General features: G+C 43.3%; 22 protein-coding genes. 15 read left to right on the top strand and 7 right to left on the bottom strand.

Annotated elements, in window-relative coordinates; translation table 11 throughout:
- Window positions 1-33 precede the first annotated feature (33 nt).
- Window positions 34-639, bottom strand: coding sequence for a hypothetical protein (locus UJ203_RS10660; protein ID WP_193660477.1), 606 nt, complete (start codon window positions 637-639; stop codon window positions 34-36).
- A 272-nt stretch (window positions 640-911) separates the two neighbouring features.
- Window positions 912-1,100 (bottom strand): YlaF family protein, encoded by a 189-nt coding sequence (locus UJ203_RS10665; RefSeq protein WP_322010560.1) that lies wholly within the window; start codon window positions 1,098-1,100, stop codon window positions 912-914.
- Between the two features lie 111 nt (window positions 1,101-1,211).
- Between UJ203_RS10665 and typA the strand changes: the two genes are divergently transcribed.
- The gene (typA, locus tag UJ203_RS10670) at window positions 1,212-3,050 is read left to right on the top strand and encodes a translational GTPase TypA (RefSeq protein WP_010334118.1); all 1,839 of its coding nucleotides are present in this window, start codon (window positions 1,212-1,214) and stop codon (window positions 3,048-3,050) included.
- Between the two features lie 55 nt (window positions 3,051-3,105).
- The gene (locus tag UJ203_RS10675; protein ID WP_024121276.1) at window positions 3,106-3,423 is read left to right on the top strand and encodes a YlaH-like family protein; all 318 of its coding nucleotides are present in this window, start codon (window positions 3,106-3,108) and stop codon (window positions 3,421-3,423) included.
- Between the two features lie 58 nt (window positions 3,424-3,481).
- Here UJ203_RS10675 and UJ203_RS10680 read toward each other — a convergent pair whose 3' ends face one another.
- Window positions 3,482-3,691 (bottom strand): YlaI family protein, encoded by a 210-nt coding sequence (locus UJ203_RS10680; protein ID WP_081638297.1) that lies wholly within the window; start codon window positions 3,689-3,691, stop codon window positions 3,482-3,484.
- 86 nt (window positions 3,692-3,777) lie between these two features.
- Entirely contained in the window at window positions 3,778-4,407 is a 630-nt protein-coding gene (locus UJ203_RS10685) for a YhcN/YlaJ family sporulation lipoprotein (RefSeq protein ID WP_322010564.1), read from the bottom strand.
- A gap of 157 nt (window positions 4,408-4,564) precedes the next feature.
- Here UJ203_RS10685 and UJ203_RS10690 point away from each other — a divergent pair, with 157 nt between their 5' ends.
- The gene (locus UJ203_RS10690) at window positions 4,565-5,893 is read left to right on the top strand and encodes a PhoH family protein (protein ID WP_268545387.1); all 1,329 of its coding nucleotides are present in this window, start codon (window positions 4,565-4,567) and stop codon (window positions 5,891-5,893) included.
- Window positions 5,894-5,897: 4 nt separating this feature from the next.
- Here the strand turns inward: UJ203_RS10690 and UJ203_RS10695 are convergent, their stop codons facing one another.
- Window positions 5,898-6,383, bottom strand: coding sequence for a hypothetical protein (locus UJ203_RS10695; RefSeq protein WP_059292838.1), 486 nt, complete (start codon window positions 6,381-6,383; stop codon window positions 5,898-5,900).
- Between the two features lie 103 nt (window positions 6,384-6,486).
- Between UJ203_RS10695 and glsA the strand changes: the two genes are divergently transcribed.
- The 4 genes from glsA to pyc all read left to right on the top strand — a co-directional run bounded on the left by glsA (window position 6,487) and on the right by pyc (window position 12,731).
- On the top strand, window positions 6,487-7,416 hold the full coding sequence (gene glsA, locus UJ203_RS10700) for a glutaminase A (RefSeq protein WP_322010569.1): 930 nt from the start codon (window positions 6,487-6,489) through the stop codon (window positions 7,414-7,416).
- Between the two features lie 97 nt (window positions 7,417-7,513).
- Window positions 7,514-7,795: a YlaN family protein gene (locus UJ203_RS10705; RefSeq protein WP_003221339.1), complete on the top strand. Its 282-nt coding sequence runs from the start codon at window positions 7,514-7,516 to the stop codon at window positions 7,793-7,795.
- 203 nt (window positions 7,796-7,998) lie between these two features.
- Window positions 7,999-9,210: an FtsW/RodA/SpoVE family cell cycle protein gene (locus tag UJ203_RS10710; RefSeq protein ID WP_106020361.1), complete on the top strand. Its 1,212-nt coding sequence runs from the start codon at window positions 7,999-8,001 to the stop codon at window positions 9,208-9,210.
- Between the two features lie 74 nt (window positions 9,211-9,284).
- On the top strand, window positions 9,285-12,731 hold the full coding sequence (pyc, locus tag UJ203_RS10715; RefSeq protein WP_322010574.1) for a pyruvate carboxylase: 3,447 nt from the start codon (window positions 9,285-9,287) through the stop codon (window positions 12,729-12,731).
- Window positions 12,732-13,160: 429 nt separating this feature from the next.
- Here the strand turns inward: pyc and ctaA are convergent, their stop codons facing one another.
- The gene (ctaA, locus tag UJ203_RS10720) at window positions 13,161-14,081 is read right to left on the bottom strand and encodes a heme A synthase CtaA (RefSeq protein WP_322010576.1); all 921 of its coding nucleotides are present in this window, start codon (window positions 14,079-14,081) and stop codon (window positions 13,161-13,163) included.
- A gap of 351 nt (window positions 14,082-14,432) precedes the next feature.
- Between ctaA and cyoE the strand changes: the two genes are divergently transcribed.
- From cyoE to ctaG, 6 genes are all read left to right on the top strand, one after another.
- On the top strand, window positions 14,433-15,350 hold the full coding sequence (gene cyoE / locus UJ203_RS10725; RefSeq protein WP_010334129.1) for a heme o synthase: 918 nt from the start codon (window positions 14,433-14,435) through the stop codon (window positions 15,348-15,350).
- 240 nt (window positions 15,351-15,590) lie between these two features.
- On the top strand, window positions 15,591-16,661 hold the full coding sequence (gene coxB, locus UJ203_RS10730; protein WP_044156004.1) for a cytochrome c oxidase subunit II: 1,071 nt from the start codon (window positions 15,591-15,593) through the stop codon (window positions 16,659-16,661).
- 32 nt (window positions 16,662-16,693) lie between these two features.
- Window positions 16,694-18,562: a cytochrome c oxidase subunit I gene (gene ctaD / locus UJ203_RS10735; protein ID WP_322010581.1), complete on the top strand. Its 1,869-nt coding sequence runs from the start codon at window positions 16,694-16,696 to the stop codon at window positions 18,560-18,562.
- Window positions 18,562-19,185: a cytochrome c oxidase subunit III gene (ctaE, locus tag UJ203_RS10740; RefSeq protein ID WP_322010583.1), complete on the top strand. Its 624-nt coding sequence runs from the start codon at window positions 18,562-18,564 to the stop codon at window positions 19,183-19,185. The genes ctaD and ctaE overlap by 1 nt, the downstream gene beginning before the upstream one ends.
- A gap of 2 nt (window positions 19,186-19,187) precedes the next feature.
- Window positions 19,188-19,520, top strand: a complete 333-nt coding sequence (gene ctaF, locus UJ203_RS10745; RefSeq protein ID WP_105954177.1) for a cytochrome c oxidase subunit IVB — start codon at window positions 19,188-19,190, stop codon at window positions 19,518-19,520.
- A gap of 26 nt (window positions 19,521-19,546) precedes the next feature.
- Complete coding sequence (gene ctaG, locus UJ203_RS10750; protein ID WP_227599206.1) at window positions 19,547-20,440, top strand: cytochrome c oxidase assembly factor CtaG; 894 nt, start codon at window positions 19,547-19,549, stop codon at window positions 20,438-20,440.
- Between the two features lie 33 nt (window positions 20,441-20,473).
- Here ctaG and UJ203_RS10755 read toward each other — a convergent pair whose 3' ends face one another.
- Window positions 20,474-20,836, bottom strand: a complete 363-nt coding sequence (locus tag UJ203_RS10755) for a YugN family protein (RefSeq protein WP_081638298.1) — start codon at window positions 20,834-20,836, stop codon at window positions 20,474-20,476.
- A 139-nt stretch (window positions 20,837-20,975) separates the two neighbouring features.
- Here UJ203_RS10755 and UJ203_RS10760 point away from each other — a divergent pair, with 139 nt between their 5' ends.
- Window positions 20,976-21,422, top strand: coding sequence for a CBS domain-containing protein (locus UJ203_RS10760; RefSeq protein WP_010334136.1), 447 nt, complete (start codon window positions 20,976-20,978; stop codon window positions 21,420-21,422).
- Between the two features lie 85 nt (window positions 21,423-21,507).
- A complete protein-coding gene (locus UJ203_RS10765) occupies window positions 21,508-22,545 on the top strand; it encodes a CAP domain-containing protein (protein ID WP_024121290.1) in 1,038 nt (345 codons plus the stop codon).
- The last annotated feature ends 364 nt before the right edge of the window (window positions 22,546-22,909 follow it).

The following is a 22,909-nucleotide window of genomic DNA, read 5'->3' on the forward strand; positions in this document are numbered from 1 at the left end:
TTGCCGGATTTACGGACAAGCGCTTTTATTACATTAAGCTTGCGGATGAAGCATTTGGTAGATGGCTGCAAGCTGTTCTTGAGACAGTGCACCGAAGAGCTTTTCATAAAAATCAGCCTGCTCCGGTGTCGCACCAGCTTCTAAAGCTGCATCTTTATCAAAGCTGTACGCTCCATCTTCTGAAACAATGGATGCCTGCAGAATATGAATTTTAAGGGAAACAGCGGCGAAAAATTGGTCAAGCGCGAGTGCTTCTTTTTCTGTGAAGCCGAGCTCAACAGCTTTTTCTGTATCAAATTTGTAGCTGCCGTCTTCAACATACACACATTGTGAAACAATATCGAAAAATTCAGATGTCGATTCCCACAATTTCGCAATGATTTGAGCCTCTTCTTGTGTCATTCCTAACTCGACAGCTTTTTCACTGTCGAAATAATAAACTCCGTCTTCTTCATATATACATTGATTTAATAAATCGAAAAATGTATTCAGGTCTTCATTTGTGATTGTCTCCTGCAAAGCAGGTGTGCTGTGACTAACTGTTTTTGCGCTTGCGGCATCAGGACCGAAAGTAAGCAGGGTGGCTGAGGTCAGTGCGGCAGTTGTAAGTATGGCTTTTTTTACAAATGGTTTCTTCATGTTTCGTCTCTCCCTTTTGTGAATTGTGGTACAAATCCCATTATAGGGAGAGGCTGGTGTGAGGAAAATAGGCTTTATGGTAGTTTGTGTATATCAATGTCGAACCACTTTCGTTTGGTTAAAAGTGTCATATTTAGAACGATTGTCCATGAATGGATGTTGTTTTGCTTCTTCCCGCCTAGGAAACAGGGGAGATAAGCCTTACGCAACGAAAAAACACCGCATTCATTTGCGGTGTTTTTGATTACAATGTCTTTAGCAAGGATAAGCTTTTAATCGAGTAATCCTTTCTCGCGCATTTTCTTTTTTAACGTAAATCCGCTTCCCATAACGGCGCAAACGAGCACAATGCTGGCGATAATGCCCCACGCGCTTTTTTCGGCGATAAAGACGCCGATCAGCATTATGCTGAAAACCGCTGCAAATGCAAATAATAATAAAAGCCAATTCATTTTTTTCATATTTCCATCCCCTTTTACGTCTTATAATAAGTTTACAGAAAAACGTGACGCTTTTAAAGAGGATGTGTGGTATAATATGAAAGTTATCTAATTTTTTTAGGAGATGAAAAAGTGAAACTTCGAAATGATCTTCGCAACATCGCGATTATTGCCCACGTTGACCATGGGAAAACGACTCTAGTCGATCAGCTTTTACACCAGGCTGGTACATTCCGTGCCAACGAACAAGTTGCTGAACGCGCAATGGACTCAAACGATCTTGAACGCGAACGCGGCATTACAATTTTGGCGAAAAATACTGCGATTAACTATAAAGATACACGCATTAATATTTTGGATACCCCTGGACACGCAGACTTTGGGGGAGAGGTAGAACGGATTATGAAAATGGTTGACGGCGTACTGCTTGTCGTTGACGCATATGAAGGCTGCATGCCTCAAACTCGTTTCGTTCTGAAGAAAGCTCTTGAGCAAAATTTGAACCCGGTTGTTGTTGTGAACAAAATCGACCGTGATTTCGCACGTCCTGAAGAAGTTATCGATGAGGTTCTTGACCTGTTCATCGAGCTTGACGCAAATGAAGAACAGCTCGAATTCCCGGTGGTATATGCTTCCGCGATTAATGGAACAGCGAGCCTTGACCCTAAGCAGCAAGATGAAAACATGGAAGCTTTATATGAAACGATTATTAAGCATGTTCCGGCACCTGTTGAGAATGCAGATGAGCCGCTTCAATTCCAAGTTGCACTTCTTGATTATAACGACTATGTAGGCCGTATCGGAATCGGACGTGTTTTCCGCGGTACGATGAAAGTCGGTCAGCAGGTTTCTCTTATGAAGCTTGACGGTACAGCTAAATCATTCCGTGTGACAAAAATCTTTGGTTTCCAAGGCTTAAAACGGGTGGAAATTGAAGAAGCAAAAGCGGGAGACCTCGTTGCGGTTTCCGGTATGGAAGATATCAACGTCGGTGAAACAGTCTGTCCTGTAGAGCACCAAGAACCGCTTCCGGTGCTTCGCATTGATGAACCGACACTTCAAATGACATTTGTCGTGAATAACAGCCCGTTTGCCGGCCGTGAAGGGAAATATGTGACAGCCCGTAAAATTGAAGAGCGCCTTCAGTCACAGCTGCAGACTGATGTCAGCTTGCGTGTCGAGCCTACAGCTTCTCCAGATGCTTGGGTGGTTTCCGGCCGCGGTGAGCTTCACCTGTCTATTTTAATTGAAAACATGCGCCGTGAAGGCTATGAGCTTCAAGTGTCAAAACCTGAAGTTATCATCAAAGAAATTGACGGTGTACGCTGTGAGCCTGTAGAGCGCGTGCAAATTGATGTTCCGGAAGAGCATACAGGCTCTGTAATGGAATCAATGGGAGCGCGTAAAGGTGAAATGATCGATATGATTAACAACGGTAACGGTCAAGTCCGTTTAATCTTTACAGTGCCTTCCCGCGGATTGATCGGTTACTCAACAGAGTTCCTGTCATTAACACGCGGCTTCGGTATCCTGAACCATACGTTTGACAGTTACCAGCCGATGCAGGCGGGCCAAGTCGGCGGACGCCGTCAAGGTGTGCTTGTGTCAATGGAAAACGGAAAAGCGACATCTTACGGAATTCAAGGGATTGAAGACCGCGGTGTGATCTTTGTTGAACCTGGTACTGAAGTTTATGAAGGAATGATTGTTGGAGAGCATAACCGTGACAACGACCTTGTTGTCAATGTCAGCAAAATGAAACAGCAGACAAACGTCCGCTCTGCAACGAAAGATCAAACAACAACAATTAAAAAAGCGCGCATCATGTCTCTTGAAGAATCTTTAGAGTACTTAAACGAAGATGAATACTGCGAAGTAACGCCTGAATCCATCCGTTTAAGAAAGAAAATCCTTAATAAAAACGAACGTGAAAAAGCGGCTAAAAAGAAAAAAACAGCAGGATTGTCTTAATCCCTTGCAGAATTTGAAAAGATAGAACCCGTACGCTGCAGGGGAGGGAATCTTTTTGAATGACGTAAGCGAACGCCTGTCGTTCTTCGCCGCTCTATATCAAGTGGACCGGCAGCCAGCAGCAGGCATGTGGCTGCTGTATGGCACCATTTTTGTTTTAGCTGTTATTGTGTTTAAGCTTGGATTTGCAAAACGGCTTCCGGTATTAAAATCAGCAGTGGTGTACTTATTTCTGGCTTTAGGCTGCACTGTTTTGACTTTTCTCGGTGTATTTTTGCCTGTGGCAGAGGGATTGGTCGTCGCTGCATTGATTTTAATCATTTACAAAATTCGGCTGTATCAGTCGAAAAAGGAACAGTCCGCAAAATCATGAAAAAAGACTCAGCATCTTGCTGAGTCTTTTTTTGTATTCTGTATGAATAGCTGACGCTTTATTTTTTAACTTTTTCTTTCTTCTGCTGTCCCGGGTGAAATGTGAACTTTCCGGTTTTCAGCCGTTCTTCTGTTTTTTTGGCAATTCGGTCATGGCATTCCTGGCACATATATGTATGGATCGGACGGTTTCTCAGCCGTTTCGCGATCAGGGTTTCATCATCAATCGTTTCAATTTTATCGCAAATGGAACATTGGACCCTCATCATATCACCTCTTTCACTCTAATATGCATTATATCATGGATCAGATGCTGTCCAAAATAAGAAAAAGCTAAAGCCTTAAGGGCTTTAGCTTAATCATTATTGTTCTTTTTCATATGATGATCAGATTGATCGTTTTGTTCCGTTTCCATTTCCTTCTCTTGCTTTCTGTTTAATTGATCGTTTTGCTGCTTGGTTTGCGGTTCATCTTCATCGTCAATCACATCGTTAGGCACTTCCGGAAGCACCCGGCCGACAATCGCGGCCAGTTCATCTAAAATCCCCGTAACAGGACGGCCTTCACTGATCTCTCTTCCCATTTCATTGAGACGGCTGACGGTATCAGGATCAGCAACCACAACTGCATTGGCGCCGTGCCGATCATTTTTTAAAGCCTGTGCCACAGAGTATTTGATGGTTTCGGCTTTGCTTCTATCCAGGTTATCGTCGACGTCAATTCCTACTACAGCATATCCTCCAAGCACAACAGCTGTCGCATCCTTAACATCCGGCACTTTTTCAGCAACGCCGACAAGATGCTTGGCAATATCAGTTCTAGTTCCATTGTCTTTTGTTTCCTGAGATGTGTCCTTTACGTGAATCGGTTTTGTTTCCTGCTGTCTTGTTGATTCTTTTTCAATATTTTGCTCCTGTCTTCCTTGTTGAACAGCGCATGCGGACAAAATGAGTGTGAGCTGTATGATAATGAAAAGAATTCGCACTTGCGGTTTCCCTCCTTGAAATGCATTCATTAATTTTATTGTTGAATTAACCTTCTATCTTTATTCACAAAAACATATATTTTAGCAGGCATTCACCTTTTTCATCGTAAGAGAAGCAGGAAGAACTTTGACCACCCTTATATCAGGAGGCTGAGACTTGAGTAAAATTTATGTGTTAGATACGAATGTGTTATTACAGGATCCTAACGCTATTTTTTCTTTTGAAGAAAATGAAGTTGTCATCCCTGCTGTCGTTTTAGAAGAGGTTGATTCCAAGAAACGATATATGGACGAAGTTGGGAGGAATGCGAGGCACGTATCTAAGCTGATAGACGCGCTAAGACTGAAGGGGAGGCTGCATGAGAAGGTTCCGCTTGATACGGGGGGAACGCTGCGAATTGAATTGAACCACCGCTCCTTTCACCAGCTTCAAGAAATCTTTATCGAAAAAACGAATGATAATCGTATATTAGCCGTTGCTAAAAACTTAAGCCTTGAAGAAGAGACGAAGGAAGACGGTAGGTCTGTGATCCTTGTCAGCAAGGATGTATTAGTCAGAGTCAAAGCGGATGCCATCGGCCTTCTTGCTGAAGATTTCTTAAATGACAGGGTTGTGGACAATGATGAAATGTACAGCGGATATAAGGATTTATATATAAACCAGCAGCTATTTAGCTCTTTTTACGGAAAAAAACAAATTTCAGTTCAGGATATGAAGCAGCATGCATTTTACCCAAACCAGTTTGCCTTAATGAAGGATGAATTAGGAGGGTCGTCCTCTGCCGTCGGTATTGCGGATAAAACGGGCACGGTCCTAAAAAGACTTGTGTTTGATGATGAACACGTATGGGGAATCAGGCCAAGAAATGTTCAGCAGACAATGGCGTTAGAGCTTTTGCTGCGAGAAGATATTCCGCTGGTGACGCTGATCGGAAAAGCCGGAACCGGGAAAACGTTGCTTGCTTTGGCAGCGGGGCTTTTACAGACAGAAGATTTAGGGATATATAAAAAGCTGGTCGTGGCAAGGCCGATTGTTCCTGTCGGAAAGGATATCGGATACTTGCCGGGTGAAAAAGAGGAGAAGCTAAAGCCTTGGATGCAGCCGATTTTTGATAACTTAGAGTTTCTGTTTAATGCCAAGAAACCGGGAGAGCTCGAGGCGATTTTGGCGGGGATCGGTTCGATCCAGGTAGAGGCGCTGACGTATATCAGAGGGAGAAGCATTCCTGATCAATTTATAATCATTGATGAAGCGCAAAATTTGACCAGGCATGAAGTGAAAACACTTCTTACAAGAGTGGGAGAAGGCAGTAAAATTGTCTTAATGGGCGATCCTGAACAGATTGATCACCCATATTTAGACAGTCTGAATAATGGTCTGGCATATGTCGTTGAGCGGTTTAAAGGACAACCCATCTCCGGCAGTGTGAAGCTTTTAAAAGGTGAGAGATCCGGGCTTGCCCAGCTTGCCGCTGACTTGCTGTGACGATTTAAATGATGTCGATCTCTTTTATATTGGTGATTGGCTGTTTGTGATCAACTGGATCTTCAAAATAAATATGAACCGGGCCGCCTTCCTGAATCGGCTTGCCTGCCTGGCTGAAATGGACAATACTGTTCAGCGCGGTTTCAAGAGGAACGGCGGCTTTACCGGAACTTGTAATAAATACACATTGTGATGCAGAGCTGAGCGGCTCGGCATTTTTCAGCACATTTCCCAATTTCATTGCGAAGCTGCCGTTCATCAGTTTTTGTTTCTCAAATTGTTTTTCCGTCTTTAATGTAGGCGGCGCAATCCGTCCTTCTCTAATAACACGTTCAGTATCAAGGCCAGATTCATTCTCAGCCGTATGAAAATTGACTTCCTGGCCGTCCCCTTTACGGTCAAATGAAAATTTGCGATCATCAAAAATCCATACGCTCGGATCAATCGTAATCGGATATGTAACATTGCCTTTTACTTGTATAACGCTCATGGTATAACCCCCTTCTCTTAAAATTATAAAAGTTTTCGCATGAATTGTCACTTTGTGTAACAAATTATATGTATTGAGATGCTCAGGGAGCGAGGGTGGTCGCATGGTATGCCGGCATAATGACGAGCTGGAAGCGTTAGTGAAAGAAGCGAAAAAGGTGACAGACAAGGGAGAGGTGGCCAGCTACATTCCCGCTTTAGCAAAAGCTGATCAGCACGATCTCTCGGTAGCGATTTATTATTCCAATAATACTTGTCTGTCAGCGGGTGACGTAGAAAAAACATTTACTCTTCAAAGTATATCGAAAGTGCTCTCGCTTGCCCTTGTGTTAATGGAATACGGCAAGGACAGAGTCTTCAGTTATGTCGGACAGGAACCGACCGGTGATCCGTTTAATTCAATCATTAAGCTTGAAACCGTGAATCCGAGCAAACCGCTAAATCCTATGATAAATGCCGGAGCATTGGTTGTAACCAGCTTGTTGAAAGGACAAACGTCTAAAGAGAGACTCGATTATCTCCTTTCTTTCATCAGAAAACTGACAAACAACCAAGGCATCACCTACTGCCGGGACGTAGCAGAGTCTGAATACAGCACATCTATGATTAATCGGGCGCTGTGTTATTATATGAAGCAGTACGGGATTTTTGAGGATGATGTTGAAGCAGTAATGGATTTATATACGAAGCAATGTGCGATTGAGATGAACAGTCTTGATTTAGCAAAAATCGGGGCTGTGTTTGCGCTCAACGGCAGGCACCCAGAAACAGGAGAACAAGTCATTTCGAAAGATGTCGCGAGAATTTGCAAGACGTTTATGGTCACCTGCGGAATGTATAATGCAAGCGGAGAATTTGCGATTAAGGTCGGAATTCCTGCGAAAAGCGGAGTGTCAGGAGGGATTATGGGCATTTCACCCTATGATTTTGGCATCGGCATTTTCGGCCCGGCTTTGGATGAAAAAGGGAACAGCATTGCAGGTGTAAAGCTTTTGAAAATAATGTCTGAAACGTACAAGCTGAGTATTTTTTAATTTATGTCATCTGTTTAAATCCTCTTGCATTTTCTGCTGATACCCTTTATGATAAATAGAAGAATTAGGTACTCGCCTGGGGAACGGAGGGATACTTTTGGCTTCAGAGATGATAGTTGACCATCGGCAAAAAGCTTTTGAGCTACTGAAAGTTGACGCTGAGAAGATTTTGAAGCTGATCCGAGTACAAATGGATAACTTAACGATGCCTCAATGTCCTCTATATGAAGAGGTATTAGATACTCAAATGTTCGGACTTTCGAGGGAAATCGATTTTGCTGTCCGCCTGGGATTGGTTGACGAAAAAGATGGAAAAGACCTTTTATACACATTAGAACGCGAATTGTCTGCTTTGCACGACGCGTTTACAGGTAAATAAATGATAAAACTCAAACTAATTAACAGTTTGGGTTTTTTTATAACCGCTTGCTTTTTTCACCGTATCATGACGGTCTCTTTTTGTGCATTTCATCCGAATCGTATAGAGAATCTTCGTGTCATTTGATAAATTGTAGTAAAATAAAAAATATAAATACATAAAAACCATAGGTAATGGAAGTTGGAAGCAGGGAAGAGGATGTTATGTTAAAAAAAATGCTAAAATCTTATGATTACTCACTGATATTCGCAATTGTTTTACTATGCGGATTCGGTTTGGTGATGGTGTACAGCTCAAGTATGATTACGGCTGTTTCTCGGTATGGGGTGAGCAGTAATTATTTTTTCATGCGGCAGCTGTTTGCTTTAATTGCAGGAGGAATCCTTTTTATTGTTATGGCCGTGTTTCCTTACAAAGCACTGGCTCATCAAAAGTTTCAAAAAGTAATGCTGCTTGCTTCTGTGTTTGCGCTTATCTCACTGTTTGTATTCGGGCATGTTGCCGGAAATGCGCAAAGCTGGTTTAAAATCGGCGGAATGAGTATCCAGCCGGGTGAATTTGTCAAGCTGGTGGTCATTTTATATCTAGCAGCTGTATATGCAAAAAAACAAAGCTATATTGATCACCTGTTAACGGGAGTTGCGCCTCCTGTGGTGATGACGGTTATTATTTGCGGTTTAATTGCCATGCAGCCTGATTTTGGTACAGCGATGATTATCGCCATAATCGCAACGTGTATGATTTTGTGCTCTGGTTTCAGCGGAAAGACGCTGGCAAGGCTAGTTTTGTTGGGCGGAATTGTTTTAATCCTGGTCAGCCCGCTTATTTATTTAAATAAGGATGACATTTTAACTAAAGGGCGTTTAGCTCGTTTTGAGAGTCTGGAAGATCCGTTTAAATATGCGGATTCATCTGGTTTGCAAGTGATCAATTCTTATTATGCGATTGGATCGGGCGGTATTTTCGGTCTCGGACTCGGTGAAAGTATCCAAAAATACGGGTATCTTCCAGAATCCCATACTGACTTTATCATGGCCGTGATTGCTGAAGAACTTGGCATTTTTGGGGTATTGTTTGTTGTTTTCCTGCTGGGCTTTATCGTATTAAAAGGTTTCTATATTGCGAGAAAATGCGAGGACCCGTTTGGAAGTCTTCTGGCAATCGGCATTTCAAGCATGATTGCCGTACAATCGTTTATTAACCTTGGCGGTGTCAGTGGGCTAATCCCGATTACGGGTGTTACGCTGCCGTTTATCAGCTACGGAGGCTCTTCTTTACTTCTGTTATTGGGAAGCATGGGGATATTAATCAATATCAGCATGTTTGTGAAATATTCAGAGAATAAGAAAAAGAGAGAGTCCTTGGCGCCAAAGGGAATGAAAAAGAAGCAGCTTGAAAAAACTGTTTATCTGTAAAAAACAAGTGTGTACACGTGAAGGATATTCCGATATGATAGATTATATTCCATTCGGGTAAGGGGGAAAAAAGTTTGTCACAGCAATCGATACAAAAAGTGTTAGTAGCAAACAGGGGAGAAATTGCAATCCGTATATTCCGCGCTTGTACAGAATTGAATGTTCGTACAGTTGCGGTTTATTCAAAAGAAGATTCCGGTTCCTATCATCGTTACAAAGCCGATGAAGCGTACCTGGTTGGCGAAGGGAAAAAACCAATTGATGCCTACCTGGATATTGAAGGTATTATTGATATTGCGAAAAGAAACAAGGTGGATGCGATCCACCCGGGATATGGTTTCTTATCTGAAAATATACATTTCGCAAGGCGCTGTGAAGAAGAAGGGATCGTGTTCATTGGTCCGACTTCTGAACATTTAGATATGTTTGGTGATAAGGTAAAAGCGCGTGAGCAGGCGGAAAAAGCCGGAATTCCTGTTATACCAGGAAGCGACGGCCCTGCAGAAACGCTTGAAGCAGTCGAACAATTCGGACAAACTCACGGTTATCCGATTATTATTAAAGCTTCGCTTGGCGGCGGCGGACGCGGCATGAGAATTGTCAGAAGTGAAAGTGAAGTCAAAGAAGCATATGAACGTGCGAAATCAGAGGCAAAAGCAGCCTTTGGCAATGATGAAGTATATGTAGAGAAACTGATTGAAAACCCTAAGCATATTGAGGTTCAGGTGATTGGAGACAATCAGGGCAACGTGATTCATCTTTTTGAACGGGATTGTTCTGTTCAAAGACGCCACCAAAAGGTGATTGAAGTAGCGCCGAGCGTTTCGCTGTCAACTGAATTGAGAGATCAAATTTGTGAAGCGGCGGTTGCGCTTGCTAAAAACGTGAACTATATAAATGCTGGTACGGTTGAATTCCTTGTCGCGAACAACGAGTTTTATTTTATAGAAGTAAATCCGCGTGTCCAAGTTGAGCATACAATTACTGAAATGATTACCGGTGTTGATATTGTGCAGACACAGATACTTGTTGCCCAAGGCCACAGCCTACATAGCAAAAAAGTCAACATTCCGGAGCAGAAGGACATTTTTACAATCGGCTATGCGATTCAGTCACGGGTAACGACTGAAGATCCGCAAAATGATTTTATGCCTGACACAGGGAAAATCATGGCTTACCGTTCAGGCGGAGGCTTTGGTGTTCGTCTTGATACAGGAAACAGCTTCCAAGGCGCCGTTATTACGCCATATTACGATTCACTGCTCGTTAAGCTTTCAACTTGGGCTTTAACGTTTGAACAGGCGGCGGCCAAAATGGTTCGAAACCTTCAGGAGTTTAGGATCAGAGGAATTAAAACAAACATTCCGTTCCTTGAAAATGTCGCAAAGCATGAAAAGTTTCTGACAGGACAATATGATACGTCTTTCATTGATACAACGCCTGAGTTGTTTAATTTCCCTAAACAGAAAGACCGCGGAACAAAAATGCTTACTTATATCGGGAATGTGACCGTGAATGGTTTCCCTGGAATCGGCAAAAAAGAAAAACCGGCGTTTGACAAGCCGTTAGCTGTAAAAGTCGACGTTGATCAGCAGCCTGCAAGAGGAACAAAACAGATTCTAGATGAAAAAGGCGCTGAAGGGCTTGCAAATTGGGTTAAGGAACAGAAATCTGTTCTATTAACTGATACAACATTCCGGGATGCCCATCAGTCTTTACTGGCGACTAGATTCAGATCACATGATTTGAAAAAAATCGCTAATCCGACGGCTGCGTTATGGCCGGAGCTGTTCAGCATGGAAATGTGGGGAGGCGCGACCTTCGATGTAGCCTACCGCTTCCTGAAGGAAGATCCATGGAAGCGTCTGGAGGACCTCCGCAAGGAAGTGCCGAATACGCTGTTCCAGATGCTGCTTCGCTCCTCAAACGCTGTCGGCTATACGAATTATCCGGATAATGTGATTAAGGAATTTGTGAAACAATCCGCTCAATCGGGTATTGATGTTTTCCGTATTTTTGACAGCTTAAACTGGGTAAAAGGGATGACGTTAGCCATCGATGCCGTTCGGGATTCAGGTAAAGTGGCTGAAGCGGCAATTTGTTATACAGGTGATATTCTTGATAAAACCCGTACAAAATATGATCTCGCTTATTATACATCTATGGCGAAGGAGCTTGAGGCTGCAGGGGCCCATATTCTCGGAATTAAAGATATGGCAGGTCTGTTAAAACCGCAAGCCGCATATGAGCTGGTGTCTGCGCTGAAAGAAACGATCAATATTCCGGTTCATCTTCATACGCATGATACGAGCGGCAACGGAATTTATATGTATGCAAAAGCAGTAGAAGCAGGCGTTGATATCGTGGACGTGGCGGTCAGCTCAATGGCTGGCTTAACATCGCAGCCTAGCGCGAGCGGATTTTACCATGCGATGGAAGGCAACTCCCGCCGTCCGGAAATGAACGTGCAAGGCGTGGAATTACTATCCCAGTATTGGGAATCAGTTCGTAAATATTATAGTGAATTTGAAAGCGGGATGAAGTCTCCGCATACTGAAATTTATGAGCATGAAATGCCTGGAGGCCAATACAGTAACCTGCAGCAGCAGGCGAAGGGAGTAGGCCTGGGCGATCGCTGGAACGAAGTCAAAGAGATGTACAGACGAGTAAATGATATGTTCGGTGATATCGTGAAGGTTACGCCTTCCTCTAAAGTAGTCGGGGATATGGCGCTGTACATGGTGCAAAATAACCTGACTGAAAAGGACATTTACGAAAAAGGCGAATCATTAGATTTCCCTGATTCTGTTATTGAGCTTTTCAAAGGAAATATTGGACAGCCTCATGGCGGATTCCCGGAAAAACTTCAAAAGCTCATTTTAAAAGGGCAGGAGCCGATCACAGTGAGACCGGGAGAACTGCTTGAGCCGGTATCCTTTGAAGCGATCAAACAGGAGTTTAAAGAGCAGCATAACTTGGAGATCTCAGACCAGGATGCTTTGGCGTACGCACTTTATCCTAAAGTCTTCTCTGATTATGTAAAAACTGCTGAAAGCTATGGAAATATTTCGGTATTAGATACTCCGACCTTCTTCTATGGCATGACATTAGGCGAAGAAATAGAGGTGGAAATTGAACGCGGGAAAACGCTGATCGTCAAATTGATCTCAATCGGTGAACCTCAGCCGGATGCAACTCGCGTGATCTATTTCGAACTGAACGGCCAGCCGCGTGAAGTGGTCATAAAGGACGAAAGCATTAAGTCTTCCGTTCAGGAAAGATTAAAAGCAGACCGTACAAATCCAAGTCATATTGCGGCTTCTATGCCTGGAACTGTCATCAAGGTACTGACAGAAGCGGGTGCAAAAGTTGATAAAGGTGATCATTTGATGATCAACGAAGCCATGAAAATGGAAACAACGGTTCAGGCGCCATTCTCAGGAACAATTAAACAGATTCATGTGAAAAATGGAGAGCCGATCCAAACGGGAGATCTGCTTCTCGAAATTGAAAAAACATAATCAAAAAAGAGTGTATATCATTTGATATACACTCTTTTTTAGTGAGGAACGAGATATGAACGTGCAGCTGCTGCAACGAGCGGGGGCAGTTTCAAACGTGTGTGAAGGACGCATCGGTTGTCTGCTCGCGGGGGGCAGGAATGAGAAAAGCTGATCAGGGAGGGATGCTTAATAAGCTTCGTATAATTACGGCTTCTTTTCTGGTGAGAATGAATTGACTTCTTGAGGAAAAGTTATTTTAATTAAAACCCTGTCCCAAACATCGATTGAGCAGCGCGTTTAGAATACATCATCGCCCCAGATTATCCAAACCTTATATAAATCATCAAGTTCAGTATGCAAACCGAAAATTGAAATATATGAAGCTGCCGAAATGGAATGATAAAAAAGACCAAAGCGTATAAGAGCTTTGGTCTTGTGTCTTATGCCTTATGCCCGTCTTGATTCGTAACGAAAGCGTGCAATCAATAATAAGAAGTAGCATAAAACCCCAAACAGGCAGGCAATAAAAAATGAGTGCGCAAGCGCAAAGCCCAGCGCCAGTTCAGAATACACGATCATAATGCCGGATAGTGCCTGTAACGTGATAAAAATAAGACACGAAATCCAGCCCCAAAAGATTTGCTTTTGTTCTTTATAGGAAGTAATCGCATGAACAGCGGCAACGATAATCCATACAAACAGGAGCAAGGCTGCAGTTCTGTGCCCCATTTGCACCCATTCGTGGAATTGGGTCGGAAGTCCATTGTTCAGCGGGCTGCACAGCGGCACATCAGGACACGCCAGACTGGATTCTGTATGTCTTACGTATGCGCCAGTATACACAACGATATAGGAATATATCAAAATACCTATCATGTGAAATTGCATTTTCTTGCCGATTTGAAGTGGTTTGACCAGTTTTCTGGCTAATTTATCAGCTTCAAATATAAGCAAAGTTAATATTAAAACAGACGCAAAAGAAATGAGTGAAATCCCAAAATGAAGCGCCATAATAAGCGCGTTTGAACCGAACACGACAGCCAACGCGCCAAGCAGTGCCTGAAGAAACAAAAAGATAATGGACATGATGGCGAGAAACGTTGTTTCACGGAAAACAGGTGTGATTTTTCTCCATGACCAAAAGGCAAGGCTTAATACAAGAATAATTGAGATGCCGCTTGCGAATCTGTGGCTCCATTCAATAATAGAAGCGGGATTCAGTTCAGGGAAGAAACGCCCGTGGCACAGCGGCCACTGTCTGCCGCATCCTTGGCCGGAACCTGTTTTTGTAACGAGGGCTCCCCCGATTAAAACAATAAGCATCACAAATGTTGTCAAAACACCGAGAGCTTTTAATGCTTTATTCATACAATATCCACCTTCTTAACAAACTGCTGCAATTTTTTATACGTACCAAGTGTAAGCGAATATGTGTTTTGTGGCAATTCTTAGAGCCCTTTGTTCACAAAAATATAATAGAATCACGACTTCTGGAAATGTATACTTGATTATTCATGCCGGGTCTGATAGAAATAAGGTAAACGCATAATCGAATTGGCGTTTGCCTTCATCTTTGGTAAAATTCATAAAAAGTTCACAAATAAATTCCTGTTTCTCGTTTAATATTTAATAGGATGTTTTTTTACAAGTTGTTATCTTGTATGATAGAGTTGCAGGTTATTTTAAACCTGCGTTAGGTTTGTAAGGGAGGTTTACGTTATGGCTAACTCCAGAATCTTAAATGATACAGCTATAGACGGACAAATTGAAGAAACAACGGCATGGAAAGATTTTCTGTCCCTCATTAAAATAGGGATCGTAAATTCTAATCTCATCACAACTTTTACTGGAATGTGGCTTGCTTTTCATATTTCCGGTTTAAGCTTTTTAGGCAATATAAACACCGTTCTTCTTACTTTATTTGGATCATCTTTGATTATTGCGGGGTCCTGTGCGATCAATAACTGGTATGACCGGGACATTGACCATATCATGGAGCGTACAAAAGTAAGACCGACGGTTACGGGTAAAATTCAGCCGAATCAGGCATTATGGTCTGGAATTTTGCTTGTTGCTTTAGGATTGATCATGCTGCTGATGACCACTGTGATGGCTGCTGTTATTGGTTTTATCGGAGTATTTACTTATGTTGTCCTGTACACAATGTGGACGAAACGCCGCTATACGATTAACACAGTAGTAGGAAGTGTTTCCGGAGCGGTGCCGCCTCTGATTGGATGGACGGCAGTAGAAGGAAATATCGGCGTCGTGGCATGGGTATTATTTATGATTTTATTCATTTGGCAGATTCCTCACTTCTTATCGCTTGCCATTAAGAAAACTGAGGACTACAGAGCCGCGAATATCCCAATGCTTCCTGTTGTATACGGATTTGAAGTAACGAAAAGACAAATTATTGTATGGGTTGCGTGCCTGATGCCGCTTCCATTCTTTTTAGGAAGCCTCGGTCTTCCGATTGTGATTCTCGGCTTGCTGTTAAATATCGGCTGGCTGATTCTTGGCTTGATGGGCTTCCGTTCAAAAAATATCATGAAGTGGGCGACGATGATGTTCGTTTACTCACTGAATTACATGACAATCTATTTCGTTGCAATGGTTGTCTTTACGCTTTTCTAAAAAATAGATACATTGCTTGTTTTATCGCTTCAAAATAAACGATGACAACTAGTAAATGCCGCCTTGACCTTTTGTTTAATCAGGCGGCTTTACTTTTATACATAGATGGCATTTTGAGTAAAAAAACTCATAATTTAAGAGAAGAGGAAATGTAAGTGCTTTATTGGGAGGCGGGCTGGATTGCGTTAATAATCAATCTATTCTCCGCCGTTGTATTGACCAGAAAAGGGGTTGGGTGAAATGGTAAAGCATTGGCGTCTTATCTCATTATTAGCCTTAGTGCCGCTTCTGTTAAGCGGATGTGGAAAACCTTTTTTATCCACGCTCAAGCCTGCTGGCGAGGTGGCTGATAAACAGTATGACCTGACAGTGCTCAGTACATTGATTATGGTTGTTGTCGTAGCAGTCGTATCTGTTATCTTCTTTTATGTGATTGTGAGATTCAGAAGGTCGCGGGTTGGGGAGAACACGATACCAAAACAGGTGGAAGGGAATAAATTTTTAGAAATCACCTGGACAGTGATCCCTATTTTGCTGCTCATCATTCTTGTTATCCCTGTCGTATTATATACGCTTGAACTCGCAGATACATCACCTATGGATAAGAAAAACCGCAAAGCCGAGGATGCTCTCGTTGTCAATGTCAGAGCAAATTTGTATTGGTGGGAGTTCGAGTATCCTGATTACGGCATTATCACAAGCCAGGAGCTGATCGTACCGACAGACCAGCGGGTTTATTTCAGTTTAAAAGCCTCTGATGTAAAACATTCTTTCTGGATTCCTTCAGCAGGAGGAAAAATTGATACCAATACTGATAACGAAAATACGTTCTTCTTAACCTTCGATTCAAAACGCAGCAAAGAGGCGGGAGATACGTTCTTTGGAAAGTGCGCTGAGCTTTGCGGGCCTTCACACGCACTCATGGATTTTAAAGTAAAGGCGCTTTCTGCGAAAGAATTCCAGTCATGGACAAAAGATATGAAAAACTATAAGACGGCAGCAGAAAGTGATTTGGCTAAGCAGGGGGAAGAGCTGTTCAAAGAGAAGAACTGCCTGAGCTGCCATGCGGTGGAGCCAAATGATAAGCGTGCAGAGGCAGCAAGAACGGCGCCAAACCTTGCTACTTTCGGTGAAAGGACAAAAGTGGCAGGGGTGAAGGATGCGAATAAAGAAAATGTGAAAGCCTGGCTGAAAGACCCTGAGAGCATAAAGCCGGGGAACAAAATGACAGGAACATATCCGAAGCTTTCAGACAGTGAAATGGACGCGCTTTATGAATACTTAAAAGGCTTGAAAGCAGAAAGTAAGTAGGGAAGAAAGGGAGATATTGGGGGAGGTCACATATGTTGAATGCGCTTACAGAAAAACGGACGCGCGGATCTATGCTTTGGGATTATTTGACGACGGTGGACCATAAAAAAATCGCGATACTTTATTTAATCGCAGGGGGATTCTTCTTTCTTGTCGGGGGAATTGAAGCGATGTTTATCAGAATCCAGCTTGCAAAGCCGGAAAATGCTTTTCTCAGTGCTCAAGCGTACAATGAAGTGATGACGATGCACGGGACGACAATGATCTTTTTGGCTGCGATGCCGCTTTTATTTGCTTTGATGAATGCGGTTGTCCCATTGCAGATAGGGGCGCGGGATGTTTCGTTTCCATTTTTAAACTCGCTTGGTTTTTGGCTCTTCTTTTTCGGCGGCATTTTCTTAAACTTAAGCTGGTTTTTGGGAGGAGCGCCAGATGCGGGATGGACGTCATATGCCTCGCTTTCGCTTCATTCCAAAGGGCACGGCATAGACTTTTTCGTCCTTGGACTGCAAATATCCGGACTGGGGACGCTGATAGCCGGGATTAACTTTTTGGCCACGATTATTAACATGAGGGCTCCCGGCATGACGTACATGAGGCTGCCTTTGTTTACATGGACGACATTTGTGGCGTCGGCATTGATTTTGTTTGCGTTTCCGCCGCTAACGGTTGGCTTGGCTCTTATGATGCTGGATCGACTGTTCGGCACAAATTTCTTTAATCCAGAGCTTGGCGGTAACACGATTATTTGGGAACATTTATTTTGGATATTCGGACATCCGGAAGTTTATATTCTAATTTTGCCTGCTTTCGGTATTTTCTCAGAGGTCATCCCTGTGTTTTCCAGAAAGCGATTGTTTGGATATTCTTCAATGGTTTTTGCGATCGTGCTTATTGGTTTTCTTGGCTTTATGGTTTGGGTGCACCACATGTTTACGACAGGTCTCGGACCGATTGCGAACGCAATCTTTGCAGTTGCTACAATGGCGATCGCGATTCCGACCGGGATTAAGATATTTAACTGGCTGCTGACGATTTGGGGAGGAAATGTGAAGTACACGACGGCCATGCTGTATGCCGTCTCATTTATCCCATCCTTTGTGCTTGGCGGTGTGACAGGTGTCATGCTGGCTGCGGCAGCTGCAGATTACCAGTTCCATGATACGTATTTTGTTGTGGCGCACTTTCACTATGTCATTATAGGCGGAGTCGTATTCGGGCTATTAGCCGGTGTTCATTTCTGGTGGCCGAAAATGTTTGGTAAAATTCTGCATGAAAAAATGGGGAAAATTTCATTTGTTTTGTTTTTTATCGGTTTCCATCTTACTTTTTTCATCCAGCACTTTGTCGGTTTAATGGGAATGCCGCGCCGTGTGTATACCTTCTTGCCAGGCCAGGGCCTTGAAACCGGCAACTTGATCAGTACAATCGGGGCGTTTTTTATGGCAGCAGCAGTTATCCTCCTGCTTGTCAATGTCATATGGACTTCGGTGAAGGGTGAATATGTCGGAGATGATCCATGGCATGACGGACGTACGCTTGAATGGGCTGTTTCGTCACCGCCGCCTGAATATAATTTTAAACAGCTTCCATTTGTCAGAGGGCTTGACCCGCTGTGGATCGAGAAGCAGGCGGGACACAAATCTATGACGCCGGCTGAACCGGTTGATGATATCCATATGCCAAACGGTTCAATTCTGCCGCTGATCATTTCCTTCGGTCTCTTTGTCGCTGCCTTTGGTCTCTTGTATAGAACCGAGCACGCTTGGGGCCTGCCGGTGATCTTTATCGGACTTGGCATCACATTTTTTACAATGCTGCTCCGTTCATTGATTGATGATCACGGTTATCATATTCACAAAGAGGAACTGCCGAACGATGATAAAGGGGTGAAGGCGTAATGCAAATTGAAGAAAAATTCACCGCAGAGACCTTTCCAGCTTCTCCCGAAAAAGCAACACTGGAAGGGAAAAATAAATTTTTAGGATTTTGGCTTTTTATTGGGGGAGAGACTGTTCTGTTCGCGTCTCTCTTCGCCACTTTTCTTGCACTACGGAATTCAAACGCCGGTGACCCGCCTACGACAGAAATGTTTGATGTCACACTCGTTTTTATCGCCACAATGCTCTTATTAACGAGCAGTTTAACGAGTGTGTATGCGATGTACCATATGAAAAACTTTTCATTTGGCAAAATGCAGCTCTGGCTGGGAATTACCTTGTTATTGGGTGCGGGATTTTTAGGCTTGGAAATTTATGAATTTAAGCATTACACACATGAGTTTGGCTTTACCATCACAAGCTCGGCGCTTGGCTCATCGTTTTATACGCTTGTCGGCACACATGGTGCACACGTGGCGTTTGGCCTTTTGTGGATCAGTACGCTGATGATCCGCAATGCAAAAAGGGGCTTAAGCTTATATACAGCGCCTAAGTTTTACGTGGCCAGTCTTTACTGGCATTTTATTGATGTCGTGTGGGTCTTTATCTTTACCGTTGTATATTTAATGGGGATGGTGGGATAAACATGGTCGATAAAAAAAGCAGAGGACATATCAGCAGCGACCTTGAATATAAGAAAAAGAAGCATGCTCAGGAGATGAAATATCAAGTCATGTCTTTTGGCCTGATGATCGGCCTTACGCTCGTTGCATTTCTGACTGTGGCAACAGACGGCATCGGCAGCTGGTTTACGATTCCTTTCATTATACTGCTCGCGGCTGTTCAAGTGATATTTCAGCTGTATTACTTCATGCATATGAATCAGAAAGGGCATGAAGCGCCGGCATTGTTTCTGTATTCAGGCATGTTTGTCGCGTTCATTACGGTGCTTGCGTTTGTTACAATTATATGGTGGTAATTTGAGCAGCCGCCGGAGGTGAAGACATGAATCAGTTAGACGTGTTTGGGTTTCGCGCCATGTGGAGCCCTTATCTTTTTTGTATCCTTTTAGGCATCACGGTGCTTTACATCTTTTTTTACAGACGGTTGACTTCAAAGCCTAACCGTATCACGGGTAAAGAAATGGCCTGTTTTCTGTCGGCGATGCTGTTTTTATATGCAGCCGAAGGAAGCCCGGTTGATCTGCTCGGACATATTATGTTCAGCGCCCATATGGTGCAGATGGCTGTTTTGTATTTAGTGGTTCCGCCTTTATTAATCGCAGGGATTCCCGCATGGGCCTGGGAAAAAATGATTTTTCGGCCTGCCATTAAACCGTTTTTTACATTTTTCTCTACACCTTTAATTGCATTGCTTTTATTTAACGGCATTTTTTCACTATATCATGTGCCGCTAATATTTGATACTGTCAAAACGGATACGCTTTACCATGCGTTAATGACTTGGCTCATCTTCGTGTTAGCGTTTTTTATGTGGTGGCCGCTCGTACACAAGGTGGCTCGGCTCCCGCAGCTCAGCGGCCTGATGAAGCTGGGCTATATTATGGCGGACGGTATGCTGCTCACGCCTGCTTGTGCACTGATCATGTTTAGCGGCACGCCGTTATATGCCACTTATACCGATCCGTCTGCCTGGGCGGAAGCCATGAAGCTTTGTGTTCCTGCGGATATGCTGGGACAGGTTCCGTTAACAGGACCGGAAATGTTTAACACACTTCCTTTGTTAGAGGATCAGCAGCTTGGGGCAGTTATGATGAAAATCATTCAGGAAATTGTGTACGGCGCTTTTTTGGCTATTGTCTTTTTCCAATGGGTGAAGAAGGAAAGGGAAAAGGATGGACAGGAGGAGCCGCCTTATATTCAGCAGACGATATCATAAAAGGTACAGCGGCAATCGGCTGTACCTTTTTTATTACATTTGAACTGTTTTCAGCATGTCGGAGATGTCCTGGATGAGTGCCTTGCTTTTGGTCACAACCTGCACTGGGAATTCTTCTGTTTCTCCGTATTCCACTCCGTGCGGGTAATAGTGTTTTCCTAATAGAGGGGGCATTAATTGAATAACGGCGCGGCCGCTTCCGACATCGCCCTCTGTCGCAATGCCTTGAACCCGCAGGTAAAACGTTCCCTCAATCGTCGAAAACTTTCTGTCATAGGTCACTCTTTCATAATCCCATTGACCGGCTCTGATGAGTCCCTTGCTTTCCATCAAATCGTCCAAGAGGCTGAGCTCAGCCTTTACCCCTTCAAGTCCGCTATCAGTAAACTTCAACACTGACCCCTCCTTATAAAAATTACCTTTCCTGACAATCATAGTATGAAAGCGTTAAACTTTCAATGAATCTTCTTCTTTTGAAAGTATGCAAAAATGAAAATTTGACGAAAATATCACTAGATAAAAGGAGGTTTTACGGATGACAAAAATAAAAGATCTGATGACAGCTGACTTGCAATATTGCACGGTATTAGATAATGTATATGAAGCTGCGGTAAAGATGAAAGACGCGGATGTAGGAGCCATTCCGGTAGTTGATGAGGATGGAGAAACACTGGTCGGCATCGTAACCGATCGTGATCTGGTGTTAAGAGGCATCGCCTCAAAAAGGCCAAACTCGCAAAAAATCACTGACGCTATGACTGAAAAACCTGTCAGTGTGGAAGAGGACGCGCCAGTTGATGAGGTTCTTCATTTAATGGCATCCCATCAGCTCAGGCGCATACCTGTAACCAAAAACAACAAGCTGACTGGTATTGTCACGCTTGGCGATCTTTCCTTATCTGAACAAACAAATGAACGTGCCGGCAGTGCTTTATCAGATATTTCAGAGGACGAAAACAGAGAGCAAGGCTTTTTGCATTAACACATAAATCTTTGACATGTTAAATAGGCTGTATTGTAATGAAAAATAAGGCAAGACATGCAATTCACATCACGGGGGTGATAGATTGAAAAATATATTAAGAGCCATGGTTATCCTCTTGATTATTTGCGGAACTTATGTTCTGTTTATTCAATATGGGGCTGTTCCTGAAAAAAAATCAAATGACAGCGAACCTCAAGTCTCTAACGAGGAAGCGGCAAGCGGCAAACGAATACATATGCCGACTTCAGGATTATTGTCCTTTATGGGCAAATCCGCCGACGATGTAAAGAAAAAACTTGGGGAACCGGAACGTATTGACCCTTCGGCTTATGATTACGAATGGTGGGTTTACAATCAGGGAAAAGACCAGTATGTGCAAATCGGGATGCTGCACAATAAAGTGGTCACATTATTTGCGGCGGGAAATGATATTAACGCAAAGCCCTTCAAAATCGGTGAGTCAACGGGAGAAGTATTTAAGACAACCCAGGTGGCTCCGTTTGTAAATGTAGAGTATAAAGGGAATTCCTATCGATTTGAGTTTTCTGAAGAGGATATCAACACCAGACCGACTGTAAAAGTAGGGAAGATGTACGTCCAGCTGTATATGGACAAATTTGAAGGGAAGCTATCCAGCATCAGGGCGTTTGATGCGCAAACCTTTGTCAAGCAAAGACCTTATGAGGTAGTGTACCGCGGTGAGTTAGTAGAACCGCAAACCGTTACGGAAGATAAGTGGAAAGAGATCCAATCAACGAGTGAAAAGCAAATACTCGATTTGACCAATGTTATTCGTGTCAAACATGGGTTAGCTAAACTTGAGTGGGATCAGCCGACGGCCGAAGTGGCTTTTGGCCACAGTGAGGATATGAAAGAAAACAACTATTTCTCCCATGTATCGAAGAAATACGGCACGCTGAAGGACCGCTTAGAAAAAGGGGATGTCGACTTTGAGCAAGCGGGAGAAAATATCGCGTACAATTATGTGGACGGTCCGGCAGCTGTAGAAGGCTGGCTGAATAGTGAAGGCCATCGAAAAGCGCTTCTACATTCAGACTACACGCACCTTGGCGTCGGTGTAGACCGGAAGTATTACACTCAAAACTTTATTAAACGCTGAAATCAGCCGCGGACAACAGGTTCTGCGGCTTTTTATTGTTTCTGCAAAGGCTTTAGAACAAGGCAATTGAAGCAGACGAAGCTTTCTCAATGGATACTGTGAGTAACATTACCAAAAAATGAACTTTAAGGAGCTGAAGCTGGATCAGTCCAGCTCTTTTTTGATGAGGAGACTTTAAGACCGGCCGGATCCGATTAGGGATCTTGTTCTGACGGGCTTTGGAATGCGGCATCCCAAACATTTGCAAAAGGCAGGAATCTTGATTTCAGGAACAATTAAGGCCCCGGCTTTATCGAGGGAGGAAGCTTCTGTTGTTCTGCGCTTCTTGTTTTACGAGAAAATGATCTTTCGGTGAATATTAGGC

The organism is Bacillus sp. V26, assembly GCF_034296245.1.
Lineage (GTDB): Bacteria > Bacillota > Bacilli > Bacillales > Bacillaceae > Bacillus > Bacillus halotolerans.

Coding starts and splice junctions, on each gene's coding strand:
- ctaD (WP_322010581.1), top strand. CDS start 16,694: ATGTTGAATGCGCTTACAGAAAAACGGACGCGCGGATCTATGCTTTGG.
- ctaA (WP_322010576.1), bottom strand. CDS start 14,081: ATGAATAAAGCATTAAAAGCTCTCGGTGTTTTGACAACATTTGTGATG.
- UJ203_RS10760 (WP_010334136.1), top strand. CDS start 20,976: ATGACAAAAATAAAAGATCTGATGACAGCTGACTTGCAATATTGCACG.
- UJ203_RS10680 (WP_081638297.1), bottom strand. CDS start 3,691: ATGATGAGGGTCCAATGTTCCATTTGCGATAAAATTGAAACGATTGAT.
- glsA (WP_322010569.1), top strand. CDS start 6,487: ATGGTATGCCGGCATAATGACGAGCTGGAAGCGTTAGTGAAAGAAGCG.
- coxB (WP_044156004.1), top strand. CDS start 15,591: ATGGTAAAGCATTGGCGTCTTATCTCATTATTAGCCTTAGTGCCGCTT.
- ctaE (WP_322010583.1), top strand. CDS start 18,562: ATGCAAATTGAAGAAAAATTCACCGCAGAGACCTTTCCAGCTTCTCCC.
- UJ203_RS10660 (WP_193660477.1), bottom strand. CDS start 639: ATGAAGAAACCATTTGTAAAAAAAGCCATACTTACAACTGCCGCACTG.
- ctaF (WP_105954177.1), top strand. CDS start 19,188: ATGGTCGATAAAAAAAGCAGAGGACATATCAGCAGCGACCTTGAATAT.
- UJ203_RS10695 (WP_059292838.1), bottom strand. CDS start 6,383: ATGAGCGTTATACAAGTAAAAGGCAATGTTACATATCCGATTACGATT.
- UJ203_RS10710 (WP_106020361.1), top strand. CDS start 7,999: ATGTTAAAAAAAATGCTAAAATCTTATGATTACTCACTGATATTCGCA.
- cyoE (WP_010334129.1), top strand. CDS start 14,433: ATGGCTAACTCCAGAATCTTAAATGATACAGCTATAGACGGACAAATT.
- UJ203_RS10665 (WP_322010560.1), bottom strand. CDS start 1,100: ATGAAAAAAATGAATTGGCTTTTATTATTATTTGCATTTGCAGCGGTT.
- ctaG (WP_227599206.1), top strand. CDS start 19,547: ATGAATCAGTTAGACGTGTTTGGGTTTCGCGCCATGTGGAGCCCTTAT.